This window comes from Mesorhizobium sp. WSM3224, assembly GCF_000427725.1.
GTDB lineage: Bacteria > Pseudomonadota > Alphaproteobacteria > Rhizobiales > Rhizobiaceae > Mesorhizobium.
In genome coordinates, this window is the sequence record NZ_ATYO01000010.1 from 56244 (window position 1) to 76897 (window position 20654).

Consider the following 20654-nt stretch of genomic DNA (forward strand, 5'->3'; position numbering starts at 1 on the left):
GATGGAGTTCTTTCTAAAGGAAGGAGTGCGCCATGACCGCAACGAAGAAATGGTCGGCCGACGTGACCGAGCACAGCGATGCGCTGGATCTCGAGGAGCACGTCTTTGAATCCGACGATGCCAAGAAGATCGCCGCATCGTTGAAGCGATCGGCCGAGCACAGCGACCGCCGCAAGGCGGAGCCGTTCCAATCCGCCATGTCGATGTTGAATTTCTACATCAACCGCGCCGGCAAGAACCTGCCTGACGAGCGCAGAGAAGTGCTGGAAAAAGCCAAGGACGAGCTACGCGCCGCGTTCGGCCGCGAAAAGCAGGATTAAGTTCTGCAACGAGAGGTCCGTTGAGATTCAGGTCAGGCCGAGCTGAGAATGGTGGCTTCCGAGAACCGGAGCGGAGCGTACTTAAAGTACGTGAGCACCGGCCTACGCCGGCCGTAGCCTAATTTATAAGCCACGCCACCCACGAATGCTTCGGCCGGCGAAGGCCGGAAGCGCAGGAAGCCGCCATTCGCAAGCCGGCCTCACCTGAATATCGATGGACCTTAGCGCGACTGGATCACGTCGTCGGTATTGGCCAGCAGCTTGCGGACCGCGTTCCGCGCCGCATCCGGCCTTTGCAGGCGAATGCTCCGTTCGATCGCCTCATGCAGCTTCTGGGCATGGTGCAAATCGTCGAGCTCGCGTGTTGTGTAGGCGAAAAGGTGGTCGAAGGCGGATTCGATCAGCACGCCAAGCGGCACCAGCAAATCGTTGCCCGAAGCCCGCAGGATGGCGAGGTGGAAGCGCGTGTCGGCGCGGGTCCGCTCCTGCAGGTTGGTGGCCTCGCCCATCTCGCGGCAGGCCTGGCTGATCTCGGCCATCTGCTCGTCGGAGCGCCGCATCGCCGCGAAGGCCGTCGCCTCGGGCTCGATGATGTGGCGGAACTCCTGCACCGTCCTCAGGAAAACCTCGCGATCCGGCGACGTCGCGTACCAGGCGAGCACGTCGCGGTCGAGCAGGTTCCAGCGTTCCTTCGGTTCGACCCAGCTGCCGATCTTCGGCCGCGACGCCAGAAGGCTCTTTGCCATCAGCATCTTCATCGCCTCGCGCACCGCGGAGCGGCTGACGTCGAAGGTCTCCGACCATTTTGCTTCGTTGGGCAGGATAGTGCCCGGAGGGTAGTCGCCACGCACGATGCGAAGGCCGATTTCGCTGGCGAGCGAAGTATGCACGCTGGCACCCGGGATACGCGGCGCGTTTGCCCGGCGAACGCCGGCGGGACGCTCCGCGGCTGCCGTTTTCGTCGGCCCTTTTTCGTTGTTCGGCTTCGCGTACCGCATATGGTCCAGAAAGTCCCGTTTTCAGAGCCTGTCAAGCACGGCAGGCTCGCTTTGCCGCGACCCACGAGGATGTGCACAGATCAACCGGCATTTGGCTGCGCCTCACGCCGTTTTGACGTATTTGCGCCAGCTGTGCTGCGGCCGGAAGCCAAGCACGTCGCGCGCCTTGCGGTTCGAAAGCAGTGTCTCATATTCGCCAAGTTCGGCCTTGACCGGCACGCCCGGATAAAAGCGTTTCAAGAGCTCCGCTGTCGGCAGGTCGGATGAGGTATCGTCATTGGCCGCATTGAACACCTGATAGCCCAGGCCGTCCTTCTCGATGGCGCGCAAGGTGATCTGGCCGAGATCGCGCGCATCGATGTAGCTCCAGGCGATGCGTTTGCGGAAACCCGGATCGGCGAACCATTTCGGGAACAGCGAATATTCATGCGGCTCGATGACGTTGCCGATGCGCAGCGCATAGACGTCGAAGCCGCTGCGCAGTGCAAACGCCCGCGCGGTCTTCTCGTTGACGATCTTCGACAGCGCATAGCTGTCCATCGGGTCGACATCATAGTCCTCGTCGAGCGGGAAATGCGTGGGATTGCGCGGCTCGTTGGCAAAGACCAGGCCGTAGGTCGTCTCCGAGGAGGCGATGACGACCTTGCGGATGCCGAGCTTCACCGCCGCCTCGATGACATTGTAGGTGCCCATCGCGTTGATGCGGAACACCTCGTTGTCGGGCGTGATCATGATGCGCGGGATCGCCGCGAAATGCACCACTGCGTCGACCGGCTGCGCCCTGAGAGACGGGTCGAACTCATGCAGCCCCGCATAGCTCGACAGCGCGTTGAACACCTGGCCGCTGTCGGTGATGTCGGTGATCAGCGTGCGCACCTTCGGATTGTCGAGCGGCTTGGTGTCGAGGTTGAGCACCTGGCAGCCATGTTCGACCAGATACTGCACAACATGGCGGCCTGCCTTGCCACTGCCGCCGGTGAACATGATCCGCTTCGTCATTTTGCTCTCCACAATGCTCGGGTATTATGTGTATTGTCAGACAATATTGCATTCCGCAATCGACCGCCACCGCGATGTCCGGAAACCTCCCGGCGATCGCTCGCGAGGCGGTCGTCCATCATCACGGAAGACAGGGAAGAGAGACGACATGAGCACCACCGCTGCCCGCGAGAACATCGGTTTCATCGGCCTCGGCCTGATGGGGCACGGCATCGCCAAGAACATCGTCGACAAGGGCTATCCGCTGACCTTCCTCGGCCGCAAGAACCGCAAGCCCGCCGAAGACTTGGTTGGCCGCGGCGCCCAGGAAGTTGTCACGTCCAAGGACGTGGCAGCGGCATCCGACATCGTCTTTATCTGCGTCACCGGCTCACGCGAAGTTGAAGCCATCATCCGCGGTCCCGGCGGACTGAAGGAAGGCCTGAAGAGAGGTGCCGTCGTCGTCGACTGCTCGACCTCCGATCCGGTTTCGACCGTGGCTTTGGCCGCCGAACTCAAGGCGCTCGGCGTCGACTATGTCGACGCGCCGCTCAGCCGCACGCCAAAGGAAGCCTGGGAAGGCACGCTCGACGCCATGGTCGGCGCGCCGGATACGGTGTTTGCAAGGCTGAAGCCGGTGATCGAGACCTGGGCCGGCCGCATCGTCCATATCGGCGACACCGGCGACGGTCACCGCATGAAACTGCTCAACAACTTCATCTCGCTGGGCTACGCCGCGATCTACTCGGAAGCACTGGCGCTGGCGGAGAAGGTCGGCATTTCGCCGCCGCGCTTCGACAGCGTCATCCGCAACGGCCGCATGGATTGCGGCTTCTACCAGACCTTCATGCGCTGGACGCTGGAAGGCGACCGGGACGCGCATAAGTTCTCGATCGCCAACGCCTTCAAGGACCTGACCTATCTCGAATCGATGGCGGGCGCGGCCGGCATCGCCAACCCGCTCGGCAACGCCACCAAGAACTCCTTCGCGACCGCTTTCGCCACCGGCCCCGCCGAGCAGTATGTGCCGATGCTGGCCACCCATATCGGCAAGCTCAACGGCGTCGACCTGATGCCTTCCAAGGACGGCGTGAAGCAGAAGATTTAAGCGGGAGGCGCCCTGCCCTGTTCGATCGCGGAAGCTTGCGCTGGAAAAGAAAGGGGCGCCTCGTGGGCGCCCCTTTCGACATTTGGCTCTGGGTGCAGCTGGCGCCTACTTCTGGATGCAGGTGTCGGCCGTTTCCTTGGTGCACTCGTCAAGGCCGGTGAAGACCGGATCGGCGACCGTCTTGTTGCCGACGAGGTCGAGCATCACCGAAGGCGCCTTGTAGCCCATTTCGAACGGCCGCTGACCGACCAGCGCGGTGACGAGACCTTCCTTGGCGATCGCCACTTCATCGCCGATCGTGTCGGCAGCGCCGATGACGAACTCGTTCTTGGCAATCTTGTCGGCCATCGGCTTGAACAGGTCGCGATAGGGCTGCGGGGCGCCGAACAGCGGCCAGCCGCCCATGATGCCGAAGGCGTCGAGCTTCGGATTGGCGGCAAGGATGTCGGTCATCCCCTGCACGCCCTTGGCGCCGTCGTCATTGGTAAACACCGGGCAACCGGGGGCTTCGGTCCAGCCGCCTTCGCCGGCAAGTGCCGCAAGGCCTTCCTTGCCCGTCAGCGCATCGCGCATGCCTTGCGCGCGACGCAGGATGTTGTCGGCCGCTGGATTGCCTTCGATGGTGCAGATCGTGCCGCCATTCGGCTTGGCCTTCTTGATGTATTCGCCGATCTTGTGGCCCATCAGGTAGTTGTCGGTGCCGAGATAGGTCTTGCGGAGGGCGGCGTCTTCCTTGGCCAGGTCGGCGTCGAGCGTCATGATCGGGATCGACGGGTTGGCGCTCTTGATCGTCTGCGCAATCAGCGGCGCGTTCGAGGGCGAGATCGCCATTGCCACCGTGTCCGGCTTGCTCAGCATGTCCTGCACGATCTGCGCTTCGCCGGCCTCGTCCGAGGTCGATGCCGGACCGGTGTAGAAGCATTCATATTCCGAGCTGGCGTTTTCCTTATTCCACTTCTCGCAGCCTTGATGGATGGCTTCGAAGAACGGATTGTCGAGACCTTTCACGACGATCACGAGCTGTTTCTTGGCCAAAGCCGGCCCGGCGCCCAACGCCATGGCGGCGACGGCGGCAAGCAAAAGTGTCTTCCTCATATCAGTCCTCCCTTGAAACAGACGGACACCGCGTGCCCGCCACACCAATCAGCCTGGATGCGCAAGAACTATGACGAGAATCTTTCCGATGCTCGTATCCTGGACCGGGCTGATAAGCATTTGCCGATCCGTTTGCCCGAACGTTGGCAGCCGGATCCTTGATCATCTAAGCATTTGCCCCCTCTCCGTCGACAGACGGGCGCGGAGCAAATTCTTCTCCGAGACTTAGCTAATATCGGCTTTTCGCCAGCGTCAATTCCTATTTGTCCTACAAAACAGATTTTTTGTCGAGTCTCGAAATTAATCGTCTGACAATTGATTGACGCCTCGTTCGCATTTGCCTAAATGCATGGATCGCGCTCGTCCGGGAGGAAATGGACGAGCGGGACGCGAGCGGCGCCGGCAAGGTCGGCGGGCGGCTGCGTCGACAAATGGGGAGGCTTAAGGCTGGTGCCGGTTCTCGAACTCGCAAACATCTCGAAGCATTTCGGCGCCATCCAGGCGGTCAATGACGTCTCGATTTCGCTGGAGGCCGGTGAGGTCGTCGGCCTGATGGGCGACAATGGCGCCGGCAAGTCGACGCTGGTGAAGATGATCGCCGGCAATTTCCACCCGAGCCACGGCACCATGCGGTTGGACGGCAGGGAGCTTGTCCTGCACAAGCCAGCGGATGCGCGCCAGCATGGCATCGAGATCGTCCACCAGGACCTTGCGCTCTGCAACAATCTGACGGCTGCGGCAAATGTCTATCTCGGCCGCGAGCTGCGCCGCGGCGTCGGTCCGTTCCGCATCCTCGACTATGGCGCGATGTACAAGCGCGCCGGCCAGCTCTTCGCCGAATTGAAATCCGAGACGCGGCCGCGCGACCTTGTCAAGCAGATGTCGGGCGGCCAGCGCCAGGCGGTGGCGATTGCCCGCACCATGCTGTCGCAGGCCAAGATCGTGCTGATGGACGAGCCGACCGCGGCGATTTCGGTCAGGCAGGTGGCCGAAGTGCTCAACCTGATCCGCCACTTGCGCGACCAGGGCATCGCGGTAGTGCTGATCAGCCACCGCATGCCCGACGTGTTCGACGTCGCCGATCGCGTCATCGTCATGCGGCGCGGCCGTAAAGTGGCAGACAAGAAGATCGCGTCGAGCTCGCCCGAGGAAGTCACCGGGCTGATCACCGGCGCCATCGAACAGGTTGCGTAGTCGCGTGGAAACTTGGCACGCCTTCGGCCGCCCAGGAAAGGTAGATAATGGCAGTCACCCTTGACCAGACGATCGCGCAGAAGCAGCACACCTTCCTGTCGCGGCTCTTTTCCAACCAGACCTTCTGGGTGGTGATCGCGGTCGTCCTCGCCTGCCTGTTCCTGTCCTTCGCAACCGATTCCTTCGCCACGTCGAAGAACATCTTCAACATCACCCGCAACGTCACCTTCGTCGCCATCATCGCGCTCGGCATGACCTTCGTCATCATCACCGGCGGCATCGACCTTTCGGTCGGCTCGGTGCTGTGCCTATGCTCGATGATATTAGCGGTCACCATGCACGCCGGCTATTCGATCGAAATCGGCATCCTGGCATCGATCGCGACTGCGCTTGCCGTCGGCGCGTTCAATGGCGTGCTCATCGCCTATCTGGGCTTCCCGCCCTTCGTGGTGACGCTCGGCGTTCTCTCGGTGGCGCGCAGCCTCGCCATGGTCGCTTCCAACAACACCGTGGTCTTCCAGTTCGGGCCGGACCACCAGAAGCTTCTGGCGCTGGGCGGCGGCGCCTGGCTGTTCGGCATCGCCAATCCGGTGCTCTACATGATCATCCTGGCGCTGATCACGGGCTTCATCCTGCGCTGGACCAAGTTCGGCCGGCACATCTTCGCCATCGGCGGCAATGAGCATGCGGCGACGCTGACGGGCGTTCCCGTCAAGCAGATCAAGGTCGCCGTCTACATGATCTCGGCGCTTTCGGCGGGCATTGCCGGCATCATCCAGACCGGCTGGCTCGGCGCCGTCACCACCAATCTCGGCACCGGCATGGAGCTGCAGGTCATCGCCGCCACCGTCATCGGCGGCGCCAATCTCGCCGGCGGCGTCGGCACCGCGCTCGGCGCCATCGTCGGCGCCGCCCTCATCGAGGTGATCCGCAACAGCCTTGGCCTGCTCGGCATCAACGCCTTCTGGCAAGGCACGTTCATCGGCGGCGCGATCATCCTTGCGGTGCTGTTCGACCGCATCCGCAACTTCCGCCGCAGTGACTGAGTGCACTTTCCTTCTCTCCTTGTGGGAGAAGGAACGCCCCTATCGCTCAGTCTGAAAATCCGCTGCCACGTGGCGCCAACGAAACCCGCCGCGGCCGGGCGCCTTGACGCAACCGCACCCCGGCCGCACTATCCTGCGGCAGGCGAAGGGAGGCCAGTCGCCTGCGGGAGGAACGATACCCATGACGGACGCGATCAGGCTCTATTGGGGCCGGTTCGGACATGTTTCCGTGCTGAATGTCGCCAACGACTTCGTCACCCATGCCCATGGCGAGGCGCATCTCATCATCTGGCTGGAAGGCACGGCAGGGGAAATGACGATCGGCCGCGAGACGGTGCGGCTTGGACCGGGCACCGCGGCCGGCATCAATTCCTTCCAGCCGCACAGCCACGCCCTTTCCCGCGACGGCAGGCCCGGCCTGTTCCTCGCCTTCTACATCGATCCCGATTGGGCGCGCCGGCGCCGTGACCTGCCCTCTTCGGCGCCGCTGTTCACGCAAGCCGCGATCACGCTGGAGCCCTGGCTGCACCAGGCGGCGGCGAACCTGCTCGATCACCTCACCGACAATGAGAGCATCGACGACGTCGCCAATTACGAGATCGAGCGTTTCATCGACTCGGTGCTCGACGCGGCGGACGCCTCCGCGCCGCAGATAGCCCGCGCCCGCGTCAACACGATGCTCGATTTCCGCGTCCGCAAGGCGATCCAGCTGATGAAGGCCAATGTCTGTGAGCGCATTTCCTTCGATGACGTCGCCCGTTCGGTCGGCCTGTCCCGGCCCCACTTCTTCGCGCTCTTCAAGGAACAGACCAACCTGACCCCGAATGTCTACTGGAACACGCTGCGCATGGAGGAGGCCGTGCGCCAGCTGCAGTGGTCGGAGGCACCGCTGATCTCGGTCGCCTGCAATCTCGGCTTCACCACCCAGGGCAATTTCTCGCGCTTCTTCCGCGACCATGTCGGCGTGCCGCCGACGCTCTATCGCGAAGCGGCGCGAGCCATGTCGTGAGCGCGTTTGCGGGCTGATCCGCCGCCGCTTTTTCCGACTGGTTGATACGCGCTCAAGACGCATTGATAAGCGCCGGCTCTTCGGCCGCCCTAACCTTGTCCGATCTTTGCAAGGGAACCAGTCTATGGCGAAAGTCACCATTTCCAGCGTCATCGACGCGCCGGTCGAGCAGGTCTGGGCGCGCATCCGCGACTTCAACGGCCTGCCAAGCTGGCATCCGCGCATGGTGGAAAGCCACATCGAGGACGGCAAGGTCGCCACCACGATCGGCTGCGTGCGCAATTTCCAGTTGGCCAGCGGCGCGCGGTTGCGCGAAAAATTGCTCGACTTCTCGGATGAGAATTTCCTGGTCAGCTACTCGATCCTGGAAACGCCGCAGCCACTGACCAACCACAAGGCGACGCTGCAGTTGCGGCGCGTCACCGACGGCAACCGCACCTACGCCGAATGGAGCGCAAGCTTCGACGCTGCGCCCGAGGAAGCCGACAAGCTGGCCGAGGGCATGGGCGCCAATGTCTTCCAGGGCGGCTTCAATGCCCTGAAGAGCCATTTCGCCGGCAATAGCTAAATCGGGGAGCGCGCCATGTCGCTTGCGCTGCAGACCTTCTCGACCGTGAAAGACGCCAGTGCAGCCTTGCAGGCGGCCGGCTCCCGCTATCTTGGCGGCGGCACGCTGGTGGTGCGCGCCGCCAATGAAGGCGATGTTTCCGTCTCCAGCCTGGTCCGCGTCGCCGATCCCGGCCTTTCGCGGATCGCGGTTTCGGGCGGCAAGGTCCGGCTCGGCGCGTCCGCCACCATGGCGGCGATTGCCCGCCATCCCGAGCTTGCCGCGCTCGCGCCAGCCGCGCGCGCCGTCGGCGGACCGGCGATCCGCAACATGGCGACCGTCGGCGGCAACCTGTTCGCCCCTGCCCCTTACGGCGATTTCGCCGTGGCGCTTCTGGCGCTGGACGCGACCGTCTTCACCGAAGACGGCGAAATGCCGATCGAGACCTTCCTGACCGGCCGCGACACCAGTCGCGTCATCGTCACCGCTGTCGGCTTTTCATTGCCCAGCATGGAGAGCTTCCGCTTCCTGAAAGTGTCGCGCGTCAAGCCGAAGGGTGTGTCGGTGCTGAGCATCGCCGCACTCCTGCAGCGCACGGCCGACGGCACGGTAACTTCGGCGCGGATCGCGCTGGGCTGCATGGCCGACCGGCCGATACGCGCTTTAGCCACAGAGAAGGCGCTGCTGGGTTCCAAGCTCACGCCGCAGGAAATCGCGCCGGCGCTCGCCGCCGCGGGTGAAGGCATCACGCCGATCACCGACCCGATCGCCAGCGCCTGGTATCGCGCCGAGGTCCTGCCGGTGCATCTCGGGCGGTTGCTGTCACAATAAAACCCGTTGGGGACGCGCGTCCGTCCGGTCCGTCCAGGCAGGCGCGCAGGGAGGAAAAATGGCGAAGGTACCTGTCCAATTCATGCTCAACGGCTCGGAGAAAGCCGAGTTCGTCGAAAGCGGCACGACGCTGCTCAACGCGCTGCGCGACAAGATCGGCGACACATCGCCGAAGGGTGGCTGCCACCAGGGCACCTGCGGCGCCTGCTCGGTCATCATTGACGGCGAGTTGCGGCTCTCCTGCCTGACATTGGCCGAGACTTGCATCGGCGCCGATATCAAAACCACCGCCGGCCTCGCCGAAGGCGGCGTGCTGCACCCGCTGCAGCGCGCCTTCCTCGATGCCTTCGCCACCCAATGCGGCTTCTGCACGCCGGGCATGATCATGGCCGCCAAGGTTCTGCTCGACCGCACGCCGAACCCCAGCCGCGAGGACGTGGTCGAGGCGCTGTCCGGCAACATCTGCCGCTGCACCGGCTATGAGCCGATCATCCAGGCGGTGCTGCTTGCGGCGCGCGCCAACTCCCAGAACGCCGCCTGAGGGGGACCGAGCCATGGAACTGCGCAAGGATTACTTCGCCGATGTCCGCAAGGACGGTCTGCACGAGATCGGCCAGCCGCGGCCGCGGCTCGATTCGCCGGGACATGTCACCGGCAAGACCGCCTATTTCGCCGACCGCAATTTCCCCGGCATGCTGCATCTGAAGATGGTGCGCAGCCCGCACCACCATGCTCGCATCCGCTCGATCGACACATCCGAGGCGGAAAAGCATCCGGGCGTGGTGAAAATCCTCACCGCCAAGGACGTGCCGCACAATGTCTACACCATCCTGATCCTGATCCAGATCGGACCGGAAGACGAGACAGTGCTTGCCGACGGCAAGGTGCGCTGGAAGGGTGAGGCCGTGGTGGCGGTGCTGGCCGAGACAGAGCGCGCGGCGCAGGAAGCCGCCGCCAAGGTCAAGGTGGACTATGAGGTGCTGCCCGCCGTCTTCGACATGGAGGAGGCACTGAAGCCCGGCGCACCGCTCGTCAACGAATATCACGGCCAGAATTACTATCTCTACGACAGCGGCGAATGCCGCAAGGTGCGCTTCGGCGATGTCGAGGCAGGCTTTGCCGGCGCCGATCACATCCTCGAACAGAGCTACCAGTCCTCGCCCATCGAGCACGCGCCGACCGAGACCACCGGCTGCGTGGTGGTGCCCGAGAGCAACGACCGCTTCACCTGCTACACCAACACGCAGGCGATGTTCTTCACGCTCGACAACGCCTCGATCATCCTGCAGATGCCGGGCTCGAAGCTGCATTTCGTCGGCGGTACCGTTGGCGGCGGCTTCGGCGGCAAGGTCGACGTCATCGTCGAGCCGATCGCCATCCTCGCTGCCAAGCTAACCGGACGCCCGGTCTGTTTTATCTACAGCCGCGAGGAGGAAATGCAGATTTCGTCACCCCGCGCGGCCGAAAAGGTCGTCATCAAGGACGGCGTGATGAAGGACGGCCGCATCGTCGCGCGCAAGGTCACCGGCTACACCGATGCCGGCGCCTATTCGCGCCACTCGCCCTACGGCGCGCAAAAGGGCGCGGCGCACTATCCCGGGCCCTACACGATCCCCAATGTCTGGATCGACACCTACTGCGTCTACACCAACCGCACCCCCTCCTCCGCCATGCGCGGCTTCGGCGTCACCATCGGCGACTTCGCGCTTGAAGTGCAGATGGACAAGCTGGCGCGGCTGATCGGCATGGATCCGCTCGAGTTCCGCTTCATCAATGCCTATCGCGACGGCGACATGAAGGCACACCGCCAGCCGACGGAGGGGGCAGCACTGATCGAATGCATGCAGGAAGCCTCGCGCGCCGCCAACTGGCCGGTGGCGGAGAAATACATGGCGATGTCCTCCTACAGGAAGGAAGCCTGAGATGGCGATCCGGCGTGGACGCGGCGTCGCCGCGATCAACTATCCGACCGGGATGAATCTCGGCGGCGATCCGACACAGGCGCTGGTTCATTCGACGCCGACCGGCAATTTCATGGTGACGCTCTCCAGCGTCGATCTTGGCCAAGGCATGAAGCAGATCATGGCGCAGATCTGCGCCGAGACGATCGGCGTGCCGACCGACCGCGTCGTCATCGACACCGCCGACACCGACACCGGCCCGCATTGCATGGGCACTTTCGCCTCGCGCGGCACCCACCGCGCCGGCAATGCCGTCATCCAGGCGGCCAAGGAAGCCCGCCAGGTGATGCTGGAAGTGGCCGCCGAGGAGCTCGAAGTGAATGCGTCGGACCTCGAGACCGATGGCCAGGGCAACATACAGGTGAAGGGCGCGCCGCAGAAATCGATCTCGATCTTCGATGTCGCGCTCTCGGCGCATTTCAAGCGCGGCCGCTCGATCTCCGGGCGCGGCATGTTCCTGATCCCGCGCTCCTATCCGGAGAAGGAGACCGGCGCGATGAAGCCGTCGACCTGCTATGCCCATGCCTGCACGGTGGCCGAGGTCGAGGTCGACGACGAGACCGGCGAAGTGACGGTGCTCGCCGTGAAGAACGTCTTCGAGATCGGCCGTGCGCTGAACCCCAAAATGGTCGAGCAGCAGTTGGTCGGCGGCTCCTGGATGGGCATCAGCCACGCGCTCTACGAGACGACCGAGCCCTATTACCCGAACCGGGACCATGGCGGCACCGACTTCAATCAGTATCTAATGCCGGGCCCGGGCGATCTCGCAAAAACCGAGATCATCGTGCTGGAGCGCCCCTCCGCCGACGGCCCCTTCGGCGCCAAAGGCCCGGGCGAGATGTGCGCCAACCCGCAGATCCCCGCTGTTGCCAACGCTGTCTTCGACGCCGTCGGCGTGCGCGTCGACACGCTGCCGATCACGCCCGAGCGCATCCTGCGCGCGCTGAAGGCGCAGGCCGCGGGCTGAGCGGGAAGATGGCCCGCGCCGATGCAACGGATGTCGCCGCCTCCCCGGAGACGGTCGCCGTGCGCCTTGCCGCGTCGCGCTATCTGGCCGACGACAGTCTCGCCACCGCGATCTTCCTGGCGATCCGATTGGGCAAGCCGCTGCTGCTCGAAGGCGCGCCGGGCGTCGGCAAAACGGAAGCGGCGAAGGCGGTCGCCGAACTGCTCGGGCGCGAGCTGGTGCGGCTGCAATGCTATGAAGGCATCGACGCCGGGCATGCGCTGTACGAGTGGAACTACCAGCGCCAGCTGCTCGCCATCCGGCATGCCGGCGAGCACGAGATCGACATCTATGACGACCGCTTCCTGATCGCCCGGCCGCTGCTGCAGGTGCTGCGCGCGCCTGAACAGCGTGTGCTCCTGGTCGATGAGATCGACCGCTCGGATCACGAGTTCGAGGCGCTGCTTCTGGAATTCCTCTCCGACTTCCAGATCAGCATTCCGGAACGCGGCACCATCCGCGCCGCAACGCAGCCGATCGTCGTCCTGACCTCGAACCGCACCCGCGAGCTGGCCGAAGCGCTTAGGCGGCGATGCGTCTATCACTGGATCGGCTATCCCGACGCCGCCCGCGAGGCCGAGATCATCATGCTGCGCGCGGGTGATGTCGCCGAGGCCACCGCGCGCGCGGTGGCGAATGCCGTGCAGCAGATCCGCGCGAGGCCTCTGGCCAAGCCGCCGGGCATCGCCGAAGCGGTCGAATGGGCCAATGCCGCGACAATCCTCGAAAAAGGCGGCAGCCCATGGCCGCAAGCCTTCCGCCGCGCCATCGGCGTGCTGATCAAGGACGAGGAGGATTTGTCCTCGATCGCGCCGGAGCTGGGGAGGATTGTCGAGGAGGTGCTGGCGTGATGCGTGACCTCGACAACCCCTTCGCCCCGTTTACGGGGAGAAGGTGCCCCGAAGGGGCGGATGAGGGGCAGCGCCAACCTCCGACGTCGGCGCAGCCCCTGACCTGCCTGCCGGCATCCTCTCCCCGTGAACGGGGAGAGGATGGCTTGCCCCGCCCCGCCGCGCCGTTCCTGGGCTTTGCCCGCTTGCTTCGTGATCATGCCTTCGCCATTGCGCCCGAGCAGGTCACCAGTTTCATGCAAGCGATCACGCTGCTCGGTCCTCGCTCGATGAACGATATCCGCGAGGCGGCACTCGCCACGCTGGCCCCCTCGCCCGACCGCCGAGGCGAATTCGAGGCGCATTTCAGCTTCTATTTCTACGGCGACGCCAAACCTTCGATCGAAGGCCAAGAGGACGACGAGACCCGCATCAAGGACGACCGAGGCGCGCACGAGGAAGAGGACCGCACCCCACGCCAGGAGAAAGGCGGCGAACTGTCCTCGGCGCTCGAACAATTGAGCAGCCGCGATTTCCAGCGCGACGCCGATGGCCTTGGCCCGTTCCGCCGCAAGCTTGCGTCCGCCCTGCCCGCGCGCCGTTCTTTCCGAACAGCCCGCACCCGCTCGCGGGGCACGCTGGACCTCAGGCGTTCGCTGAGCGAAATCGTCAGCGCCGATGGCGACATCCCGGCGCCGCTGCTGCGGCGCCGGCAGACCGTATCGCGAAAACTGCTCCTGCTCATCGACGTCTCCGGCTCGATGAAGCTGCACACGGCCGATTACCTGAAGCTGGCGCATGCCGCGGTGCAAGGCGCGGACCGTGCCGAAGTGTTCACCTTCGGCACGCGGCTCACCCGCATCACCTCTGCGTTGCGCATCCGTGACCGCGAGCAGGCTCTGGCCCGCGCCGCGGCCCAGGTCGACGATTGGGACGGCGGCACCCGCATGGGGCCGACGCTGCTTGCCTTCCTTTCGGTGCCACGCTTCTCGGCCTTCGCGCGCGGCGCCTGCGTTGTGATCCTATCGGACGCGCTGGAGCGGGGCGGTCATTCCGATCTCGAAACAGCGATCCGGCGCCTGAGCGCCCGCGCCTTCCGGCTCTCGCTGGCGACGCCGCTCGCTGGCGATCCACGCTTCCACCCGGCGACGGCAGCGCTTCGCGCCATCCTGCCGGCGCTCGACGACCTGGTCGACGGCTCGTCGCTGAAGAGCCTCACCGATTTCATCCTGTCACTCGCCCGCCCCGCTCCGGCGGCAAAAACCATCTGGAAAAGGGTATCGTGATGCAGAAAGCCATCGACGCGCATTTCCATATCTGGCGCCAACAGGACCAGCCCTGGCTGGTTGGGCCGATGGTGCCGCGCATCTTCGGCCCTTACGAGCCGATCCGCCGCGACTATCCGATCGCGGAGTTCCTCGAAGACCAGAAAGGCTCGGGCGTCGAGAAGGCGGTCTATGTCCAGACCAACTGGGCCAAGGAGGATTTCGAGAAGGAGGTCGCCTTCCTGCAGAAAACCGCGGACGAGACCGGCTGGCCGCACGCCATCGTCGGCTATGCCGACATGACGGTCGACGACGTCCGCCCGCAGATCGACCGGCTGATCAAATACAAGCTGCTGCGCGGCGTGCGCATGCAGCTTCACTGGCACGAGACGCCCGCCTTCCGCTTCGCCGCCTCGGCCGATCAGGTCATCGATCCCATGGTGCGGAAAAACGTGGCGTGCCTGAAGGATTACGGCCTCTCCTTCGACCTGCAGCTCTTTCCCGCGCAGATGAAGGACGGACTGGCACTGGTCGGCGAGAACCCGCAAACCAATTTCATCCTGACCCATGCCGGCATGTTGACGGGAATGGAGCCCGAAACCACCGATGCCTGGAAAGCGGGTCTCCGCACGCTCTCGGCGGCGCCCAATTTCTACGCCAAGCTATCGGGTTTCGGCACCTTCGTGCATCGCAACGACCCCGACCTCATCGCCTATATCGTCGACAATGCTATCGAAATCCTCGGCAGCGGCCGGCTGATGTTCGGCTCGAATTTCCCGATCGAGAAACTGTGGACCAGCCATGCCGAACTGATCAAGGCGCACCGCGCGGCGGTCGCCCGCCACGGAGCGGAAGCCGAGGCGAATATCTTCTGGAACACGGCCGAGAAGGTTTACCGGCCGGTATAGCGCGGCCACCTTCTCCCGCAAGGGGAGAAGGAAAAGCCGGCGCCTCACTTCACCTCGAACTGCGGATCGAGCGGAATCTGCATCGCCGTCACAAGATGGTTGGTCTGGCCGGCCAGCCCGATGATCGACACCAGCTCGCTATGCTGTTCCTCGGTCATGCCCTTGGCCCGCGCTGCCGCGGCGTGCGAGTGGACGCAGTAGGAGCAGCCGTTGGCGGTCGACACGGCGATGTAGATCATTTCCTTGGTCAGCGGATCGATGGCGCTGTCGGCGACCATCACCGCCTTGAGTTGCTCCCACACCCGCTTCAGCGAGGCCGGATCGTTGGCAAGTCCGCGCCAGAAATTGTTGACGAAATCGGATTTGCGCGTCGCGCGGATGTCGTCGAACACGGCCTTCACCGCCGGGATTCTCTCGACCTCGGCGTCGCTCAGGAGTTTTGTGGTGGCCATGGTGTTTCCTTTCGTTTGGACCGATGGGCAAGGTCGTTGTATCAAGTGTTCCGCATAGACGGCTAACCGGCTTATCCGATTCAATTTTTGGCTCGGAACAGCGCACTGCCGCGGAGGTTGGCCGAAGCACCTTAGCCTCGTCATTCTAGGGCGGAGCAAGAAGCGAAGCGACGCGCGCAGACCCTGGAATCCATTCCGTGACCTCGCGCGAGAGGTGCAGCGGAGCAGAATTCTGAACCGCAGCGGCGCCTAACAGTCGCGGCATGGATCCTAGGGTCTGCGCGCGTCGCTCCGCTCCTTGCTCCGCCCGTGGATGACGAAATGACGAGCGCCTCGGCCAATCTCCATGGGTGACGATTCAACGGTGCGATTATCCGCCTCTACCCCGCCAGCTAGTGCACGGCCGCGTACATGATCTTCTCCTCCGTCGCCTCCGCCGGCGAGAATTCCTCGACGATACGGCCTTGTCGGCACACCAGGATGCGATCGGAAAGGTTCATGATCTCCGGCAGGTAGGATGAGATGACGACGACGGCGAGGCCCTCGTCGGCCAGCCGGTTGATGATCTGGTGGATCTCGGCGATGGCGCCGACATCGACGCCGCGCGTCGGCTCGTCGAAGATGACGATGCGCGGCTGCTGCACCAGCCCCTTGCCGATGACCACTTTCTGCTGGTTGCCGCCGGAAAGCTCGACCACGCGCGCATTGTCGTTGATCGCCTTGATGTTGAGCGTCTTCGTCCATTCAGCCGAGAGCTGCCGCATCTCCTGCTGGTTGATCACCCAGGCCTTCTCGCGCCCCGCGGCGAGCAGCCCGCCGAACAGGTTCTCGGCAATGCCCATCGTCTCGAAAATGCCCTCGCTCTTGCGATCCTCGGTGACGTAGACGATGCCGTCGGCCACCGCCTCGCTCGGCACGAGGTAGCGCACTGGGCGATCATCCAATTCGATCGCGCCGCCGCGCAGGAAATCGCGCTTATAGATGCCCGACACGATCTTGAATGTCTCGGTGCGGCCGGAGCCGATCAGCCCGAACACGCCTGTGATCTGGCCCTCGAAGATCGAGAAGGAATTGTTGCGCACGATGTTGCTCATCGAGATGTCCTGCACCGAGAGCACTTTCTTGCCGGCCCTGCGCAGCTTCGCCTCGTCGCGCTGGCGGTAGATTTGCCCCGACAGCGAGCGCCCGACCATGGCGGCGACGATCCTGTCGCGGTCGAAGGCCGAAGTGTCGTCGGTGATCACCAGCTCGCCGTCGCGCAGGATGGTGATGCGGTCGGCAATCATCAGCGCCTCTTCCAGCGCGTGGCTGATGAAGACGATCGACACGCCACGCGCCTTCAGCCGGCGGATCAGCGCGAAGAAATGGCGTTTTTCCTCCGGCGTCAGCGTCGCCGTAGGCTCGTCGAAGATGATGATCTCGGCATTATGGTGGACGGCGCGCGCGATCTCCACCATCTGCCGCTTGGCGGCGCCCAGCGTGGCCACCATCGCGTTCGGATCGACCGGAAAATTCAGCGACTGCAGGAACTGCTGCGCCGAGATGTAGGTGCCGCGCAGCCGGTTGAGGAATTTCTCGGTGCCGAGATAAAGGTTCTGCGCCACCGTCATCGACGGCACCAGGCTGGTCTCCTGGAACACCATGGCGATGCCGGCTTCCAGCGCGGCATGCGGCGAGGCGTATGCCGTCTCGACGCCCTTGTGGAACATCTTGCCGGAGGTCGCGTCGACGACGCCGGCGATGATCTTGGTCAGCGTCGACTTGCCGGCGCCGTTCTCGCCGAGCAGCGCGTGGATCTCGCCTTTCCGCAGTTCAAAGCTGACATTCTTCACCGCGGGCACGCCGCGATAGTTTTTGGTGACGTTTTCCAGACTGACGATCGGTTCCATCAGAAACCTCCCGAAGCGAGATCGACGGAAAGCACGCAGTCGCCTCCCTTTGAGGCGATGAACAACTGACCGTCCTGTTCCGCTACGCTGCAGATGCCGTGGCGCGTGCCGTTGGCGCGGCTGTGCAGGCTGAATTGCGGCTGCATGGTGTTGTCGAGCCTGACCACCAGACCGTAGGAGCGGCTTGGCGACCACGGCTTGTGGATGCCCATGGTGCGGATGCCACCGCATTGCAGCGGCTCGAGGAAGCTGCGGTTGGAGGCCAGCGCCGGTGCGATCCAGTAGGCCGGCGGCACCTGGTCGATCATGTCTCGGCGATAATGCGTTTCCTGCAGCACGAACTCGATCAGCCGGTTGCGCGGCGCAAACAGCGTCAGCCACGCGCCGCCGTCGGCGGATGGTGACAGGCGGGCGGGATAGCCGGGCAGATGCGTCAGCACGGTCGACCGGTTGCCGGTCAAGCCGTCAAAGCGCACAAGCTGATGACGCCAGCTTTCGCTCACCAGCACATCGCTGCCGGTCGGGTGAAGCCCATAGGGAAAGGCAATGTCGCCAGCGGTCTTCTGGAAACCGATACCCCCTGGCCCGAGCCGCCAAAGCGAGCCGGAAGCACCTTTCTTCATCAGGTCGGCCGCCCATTGCGACAGCAGGTGCTGCGCCGAGCCGTTGGCCAGCCACAGCGTGCCGTCATCGGCATAGGCGAGTGCGGTGATGCAACGGATTTCGGCCGGCAGCGAAATCTCCTTGCCGGCGATGAGCAGCTTGCCGCTTTCCAGCCCGACCGTCAGTTCGTCCGATGGCGACAGCGCGAGCGCGGTGACGGTGGACGCAAAAGTCTCGACCACGACGGGCTCGGAACCGGCCGCAATCGCAAAGACGGCATTACCGCTGGAGACAAACAGCCGGCCGGCAGCCGGCAGCAGATTGTCCGGCGAGCTCAGTTCGGCGAAGGCCGGCGCGTCATCCAATCGGGTGTTGGGACGGAATGCACCGTCGAGCGGCGGTATAGTCACCGCCTTGCCGCGAAAGACATCCAGGATCGGATCGAGGATCATGGCTTGCCTCCCCAATAGGAAGCAGGGCTGGTCCAGTTCGGGTCGGCGTCCTCGATCCTGTAGCGGCCGACGCGGTTGTTGAGGATGCCGCCGACGAAGAGATATCCCTTGTGCTCGCGCATCGAGGTCACCATCGGATGCGCATCGCCCGAGAGATCGCCCATCGCCTCGACGATGCCGCCCTTCTCGTTGAACTTCACCACGCCGCCGGTGTTGATGTTGGGAAACAGCCACTCGTCCTGCGGCAGCCGCCGCGTCATGCGCTTGCGCATATCGGGATGGCGCAACGACAGGTCGAAGCTCGGCGTGCGCATGCCGAGCCACGCCATCCAGTAATTGCCGTCGGACGCACGGTTGATGTTGTCGGGATAGCCAGGCATGTCGCGGATGACGCATTCGGCGGTGCCGGCCTTCGGCCCTTCCAGCCAGTAGCGATGCACGCGGCAGGCCCAGCTTTCGGCGAAGAACAGCGACTTGCCGTCATGCGCCATGCACACGCCGTTGGTGTAGCGGTAGCCGTCGAGCAGCGTCTTCGTCGATCCATCCTTCGGGTCATAGACCAGCAGGCGGCCCGTGGCGCGGTTCTCGATCGAGTCCAGCGCCCAATCATGGGCATCGTAGCGCTTCGTTGAATCCGTGAAATAGATACGGCCGTCCGGCGCGATGTCGCAGTCATTGGGGTCGCGCAGCCGCGCGTCGTCGACGATCGAGGTCCAGGAGCGCGACGTCTCGGCCGACAGGCGCTTCACCTCCCGGTCCGGCGAGACGGAATAGAGCCCCATGGCGCCGACGCAGCTGATGAGGTTGCCGTCCCGGTCGAAAGCGAGCCCCAGCGGAAAGCCGCCGATATGCGCGAACACTTCCGACTTGACATAGTCCGGCGCGAAGAAGCGGACGATCTCACCATGGCGGGTGCCGCAATAGAGATGGTCGTCGCGGTCGAGGATGACGTCCTCTGGTCCTTCGAGCTCGCCAAGCCCGATATGGTCCGCGGCCGACAGCCGATTGTCGAGCTCGTAGGATGTGCCGGAACCGGGCGCGGCCGACTGCGTTTCGCCCATCTTGAGATAGACCGGCGCGACATAGACCTCGTTCAGCACCTTGTGGCGGTTCTTCAGCCAGCGGATGTCGATGGTGACGGCCACCGCCAGCATGATGCCGAGCACCATCTGGTTGGTACCGGTGCCGTAGCCCAGCCGGATCAGCCCGTTGGTCATGGTCAAGACGATGATGGCGCCCATCAGCCCCTTGATCACCGACCCACGCCCGCCGCCGAGGCTGACGCCGCCGACCACCGCCGCCGTCAGCGCCATGATCTCCAGATTAAGCCCGGTCCCCGGCCCTGCGCCGCTTAAGCGGCAGGCAATGAGGAAACCGCCGATCGAGGCGCAGAAGCCTGAGAAGACATAGGTCATGAACACCGTGCGGCGCACCCGGATGCCGGCATTGTGCGCCGAGCGTCGGGAACCGCCGACCGCCAGCACGTGCCAGCCAGGACGCGATCGCGTCAGCGCGATGTGCGTGACGATGGCGAGGATAATGGCCAGCCAGACCGAGACCGACAGGCCCCAGAAAGTGCCGTCGCCGATGAAGTCGAGCACATCGGAGCTGGCCTGGGAAAGCTGCACGTCGGCGGCATAGGTGGTGACGAGGATGTCGAACAGCGCCCGTCCGAAGATGAAGGTGACCAGCGTGGTGAGGAAGGCGCGCAGTCTCAGATACCCGACGAGGTAACCGTTGATGGCGCCGAAGACGAGCCCTGTAGCCAGCGCCGCGGCCAGCGCCAGCCACACCGACTGTTCGAGGATGAAGAAGACATAGACGGCGGAAAAGCAGGACAGCGCGAAGATCGAGCCGACCGAAAGATCGATGCCGCCGCCGAGCATCACCACGGTCATGCCGATGACGACCAGGGAGAACTCACCGAGCTGCCGCGTCGATTCCTGCAGCGAGGTGAGCTTGAAGAACCCTGGAATGATCGAGCCGAACACGCCAAGCGTCGCCACCAGCGCCAGGAAGGGTATGGCGTTGTCGGTCCAGCGCTTGGTCAGGATCTCGCCGACCAGATGATCGGGCACAAGATTGTAGCGCCAGGCCTGGAGGCGTTCACGAAAATTCATCGGCTGCTGCTGTCATTCAAGAGAAAGAGGCGGCCGGAACAA

20 protein-coding genes are annotated in these 20654 nt (G+C 64.0%); 13 read left to right on the plus strand and 7 right to left on the minus strand.

The window, feature by feature from the left end:
* Positions 1–32: 32 nt before the first annotated feature.
* Complete coding sequence (locus tag YU3_RS0118325) at positions 33–320, plus strand: DUF3175 domain-containing protein (protein WP_027167623.1); 288 nt, start codon at positions 33–35, stop codon at positions 318–320.
* 221 nt (positions 321–541) lie between these two features.
* On the opposite strand, the gene YU3_RS0118330 is transcribed toward YU3_RS0118325, so the two are convergent.
* Both YU3_RS0118330 and YU3_RS0118335 read right to left on the minus strand, forming a co-directional pair.
* The gene (locus tag YU3_RS0118330) at positions 542–1318 is read right to left on the minus strand and encodes a FadR/GntR family transcriptional regulator (protein WP_027167624.1); all 777 of its coding nucleotides are present in this window, start codon (positions 1316–1318) and stop codon (positions 542–544) included.
* Positions 1319–1420: 102 nt separating this feature from the next.
* Positions 1421–2317 (minus strand): NAD(P)-dependent oxidoreductase, encoded by an 897-nt coding sequence (locus YU3_RS0118335; protein WP_027167625.1) that lies wholly within the window; start codon positions 2315–2317, stop codon positions 1421–1423.
* A gap of 13 nt (positions 2318–2330) precedes the next feature.
* Between YU3_RS0118335 and YU3_RS0118340 the strand changes: the two genes are divergently transcribed.
* Positions 2331–3404, plus strand: coding sequence for an NAD(P)-dependent oxidoreductase (locus tag YU3_RS0118340; RefSeq protein WP_348631177.1), 1074 nt, complete (start codon positions 2331–2333; stop codon positions 3402–3404).
* Between the two features lie 105 nt (positions 3405–3509).
* On the opposite strand, the gene YU3_RS0118345 is transcribed toward YU3_RS0118340, so the two are convergent.
* The gene (locus YU3_RS0118345; RefSeq protein ID WP_027167627.1) at positions 3510–4499 is read right to left on the minus strand and encodes a sugar-binding protein; all 990 of its coding nucleotides are present in this window, start codon (positions 4497–4499) and stop codon (positions 3510–3512) included.
* A 450-nt stretch (positions 4500–4949) separates the two neighbouring features.
* Between YU3_RS0118345 and YU3_RS0118350 the strand changes: the two genes are divergently transcribed.
* From YU3_RS0118350 to YU3_RS0118400, 11 genes are all read left to right on the plus strand, one after another.
* Positions 4950–5693, plus strand: coding sequence for an ATP-binding cassette domain-containing protein (locus YU3_RS0118350; protein WP_027167628.1), 744 nt, complete (start codon positions 4950–4952; stop codon positions 5691–5693).
* A 47-nt stretch (positions 5694–5740) separates the two neighbouring features.
* Positions 5741–6739 carry an ABC transporter permease gene (locus tag YU3_RS0118355; protein WP_027167629.1) on the plus strand — a complete coding sequence of 333 codons (999 nt, stop codon included), beginning with the start codon at positions 5741–5743 and terminating at the stop codon, positions 6737–6739.
* 181 nt (positions 6740–6920) lie between these two features.
* Positions 6921–7748: an AraC family transcriptional regulator gene (locus YU3_RS0118360; protein ID WP_027167630.1), complete on the plus strand. Its 828-nt coding sequence runs from the start codon at positions 6921–6923 to the stop codon at positions 7746–7748.
* Positions 7749–7872: 124 nt separating this feature from the next.
* A complete protein-coding gene (locus YU3_RS0118365) occupies positions 7873–8316 on the plus strand; it encodes an SRPBCC family protein (RefSeq protein WP_027167631.1) in 444 nt (147 codons plus the stop codon).
* 15 nt (positions 8317–8331) lie between these two features.
* A complete protein-coding gene (locus YU3_RS0118370) occupies positions 8332–9126 on the plus strand; it encodes an FAD binding domain-containing protein (protein WP_027167632.1) in 795 nt (264 codons plus the stop codon).
* 58 nt (positions 9127–9184) lie between these two features.
* Positions 9185–9667, plus strand: a complete 483-nt coding sequence (locus YU3_RS0118375; protein ID WP_027167633.1) for a (2Fe-2S)-binding protein — start codon at positions 9185–9187, stop codon at positions 9665–9667.
* Between the two features lie 13 nt (positions 9668–9680).
* A complete protein-coding gene (locus tag YU3_RS42120; protein ID WP_027167634.1) occupies positions 9681–11048 on the plus strand; it encodes a xanthine dehydrogenase family protein molybdopterin-binding subunit in 1368 nt (455 codons plus the stop codon).
* A gap of 1 nt (position 11049) precedes the next feature.
* Complete coding sequence (locus YU3_RS42125) at positions 11050–12054, plus strand: molybdopterin cofactor-binding domain-containing protein (RefSeq protein WP_027167635.1); 1005 nt, start codon at positions 11050–11052, stop codon at positions 12052–12054.
* 8 nt (positions 12055–12062) lie between these two features.
* Positions 12063–12944 (plus strand): MoxR family ATPase, encoded by an 882-nt coding sequence (locus tag YU3_RS0118390; RefSeq protein WP_027167636.1) that lies wholly within the window; start codon positions 12063–12065, stop codon positions 12942–12944.
* Between the two features lie 146 nt (positions 12945–13090).
* Complete coding sequence (locus YU3_RS0118395; RefSeq protein ID WP_027167637.1) at positions 13091–14209, plus strand: VWA domain-containing protein; 1119 nt, start codon at positions 13091–13093, stop codon at positions 14207–14209.
* On the plus strand, positions 14209–15096 hold the full coding sequence (locus YU3_RS0118400) for an amidohydrolase (RefSeq protein ID WP_027167638.1): 888 nt from the start codon (positions 14209–14211) through the stop codon (positions 15094–15096). Before YU3_RS0118395 ends, YU3_RS0118400 begins: the two co-directional genes overlap by 1 nt.
* 44 nt (positions 15097–15140) lie before the next feature.
* On the opposite strand, the gene YU3_RS0118405 is transcribed toward YU3_RS0118400, so the two are convergent.
* The 4 genes from YU3_RS0118405 to YU3_RS0118420 form a co-directional block, all read right to left on the minus strand.
* Positions 15141–15548 carry a carboxymuconolactone decarboxylase family protein gene (locus YU3_RS0118405; protein WP_027167639.1) on the minus strand — a complete coding sequence of 136 codons (408 nt, stop codon included), beginning with the start codon at positions 15546–15548 and terminating at the stop codon, positions 15141–15143.
* 392 nt (positions 15549–15940) lie between these two features.
* A complete protein-coding gene (locus YU3_RS0118410; protein ID WP_027167640.1) occupies positions 15941–17437 on the minus strand; it encodes a sugar ABC transporter ATP-binding protein in 1497 nt (498 codons plus the stop codon).
* The gene (locus YU3_RS0118415; protein WP_027167641.1) at positions 17437–18492 is read right to left on the minus strand and encodes a hypothetical protein; all 1056 of its coding nucleotides are present in this window, start codon (positions 18490–18492) and stop codon (positions 17437–17439) included. The genes YU3_RS0118410 and YU3_RS0118415 overlap by 1 nt, the downstream gene beginning before the upstream one ends.
* Positions 18489–20612, minus strand: a complete 2124-nt coding sequence (locus YU3_RS0118420; protein ID WP_027167642.1) for an SMP-30/gluconolactonase/LRE family protein — start codon at positions 20610–20612, stop codon at positions 18489–18491. Before YU3_RS0118420 ends, YU3_RS0118415 begins: the two co-directional genes overlap by 4 nt.
* Positions 20613–20654 lie beyond the last annotated feature (42 nt).

Excerpts from the sequence above, each read along its gene's own strand:
- YU3_RS0118325 (WP_027167623.1), top strand. The coding sequence starts at position 33 with ATGACCGCAACGAAGAAATGGTCGGCCGACGTGACCGAGCACAGCGAT.
- YU3_RS0118330 (WP_027167624.1), bottom strand. The coding sequence starts at position 1,318 with ATGCGGTACGCGAAGCCGAACAACGAAAAAGGGCCGACGAAAACGGCA.
- YU3_RS0118335 (WP_027167625.1), bottom strand. The coding sequence starts at position 2,317 with ATGACGAAGCGGATCATGTTCACCGGCGGCAGTGGCAAGGCAGGCCGC.
- YU3_RS0118340 (WP_348631177.1), top strand. The coding sequence starts at position 2,331 with ATGCTCGGGTATTATGTGTATTGTCAGACAATATTGCATTCCGCAATC.
- YU3_RS0118345 (WP_027167627.1), bottom strand. The coding sequence starts at position 4,499 with ATGAGGAAGACACTTTTGCTTGCCGCCGTCGCCGCCATGGCGTTGGGC.
- YU3_RS0118355 (WP_027167629.1), top strand. The coding sequence starts at position 5,741 with ATGGCAGTCACCCTTGACCAGACGATCGCGCAGAAGCAGCACACCTTC.
- YU3_RS0118360 (WP_027167630.1), top strand. The coding sequence starts at position 6,921 with ATGACGGACGCGATCAGGCTCTATTGGGGCCGGTTCGGACATGTTTCC.
- YU3_RS0118365 (WP_027167631.1), top strand. The coding sequence starts at position 7,873 with ATGGCGAAAGTCACCATTTCCAGCGTCATCGACGCGCCGGTCGAGCAG.
- YU3_RS0118370 (WP_027167632.1), top strand. The coding sequence starts at position 8,332 with ATGTCGCTTGCGCTGCAGACCTTCTCGACCGTGAAAGACGCCAGTGCA.
- YU3_RS0118375 (WP_027167633.1), top strand. The coding sequence starts at position 9,185 with ATGGCGAAGGTACCTGTCCAATTCATGCTCAACGGCTCGGAGAAAGCC.
- YU3_RS42120 (WP_027167634.1), top strand. The coding sequence starts at position 9,681 with ATGGAACTGCGCAAGGATTACTTCGCCGATGTCCGCAAGGACGGTCTG.
- YU3_RS42125 (WP_027167635.1), top strand. The coding sequence starts at position 11,050 with ATGGCGATCCGGCGTGGACGCGGCGTCGCCGCGATCAACTATCCGACC.
- YU3_RS0118390 (WP_027167636.1), top strand. The coding sequence starts at position 12,063 with ATGGCCCGCGCCGATGCAACGGATGTCGCCGCCTCCCCGGAGACGGTC.
- YU3_RS0118400 (WP_027167638.1), top strand. The coding sequence starts at position 14,209 with ATGCAGAAAGCCATCGACGCGCATTTCCATATCTGGCGCCAACAGGAC.
- YU3_RS0118405 (WP_027167639.1), bottom strand. The coding sequence starts at position 15,548 with ATGGCCACCACAAAACTCCTGAGCGACGCCGAGGTCGAGAGAATCCCG.
- YU3_RS0118410 (WP_027167640.1), bottom strand. The coding sequence starts at position 17,437 with ATGGAACCGATCGTCAGTCTGGAAAACGTCACCAAAAACTATCGCGGC.
- YU3_RS0118415 (WP_027167641.1), bottom strand. The coding sequence starts at position 18,492 with ATGATCCTCGATCCGATCCTGGATGTCTTTCGCGGCAAGGCGGTGACT.
- YU3_RS0118420 (WP_027167642.1), bottom strand. The coding sequence starts at position 20,612 with ATGAATTTTCGTGAACGCCTCCAGGCCTGGCGCTACAATCTTGTGCCC.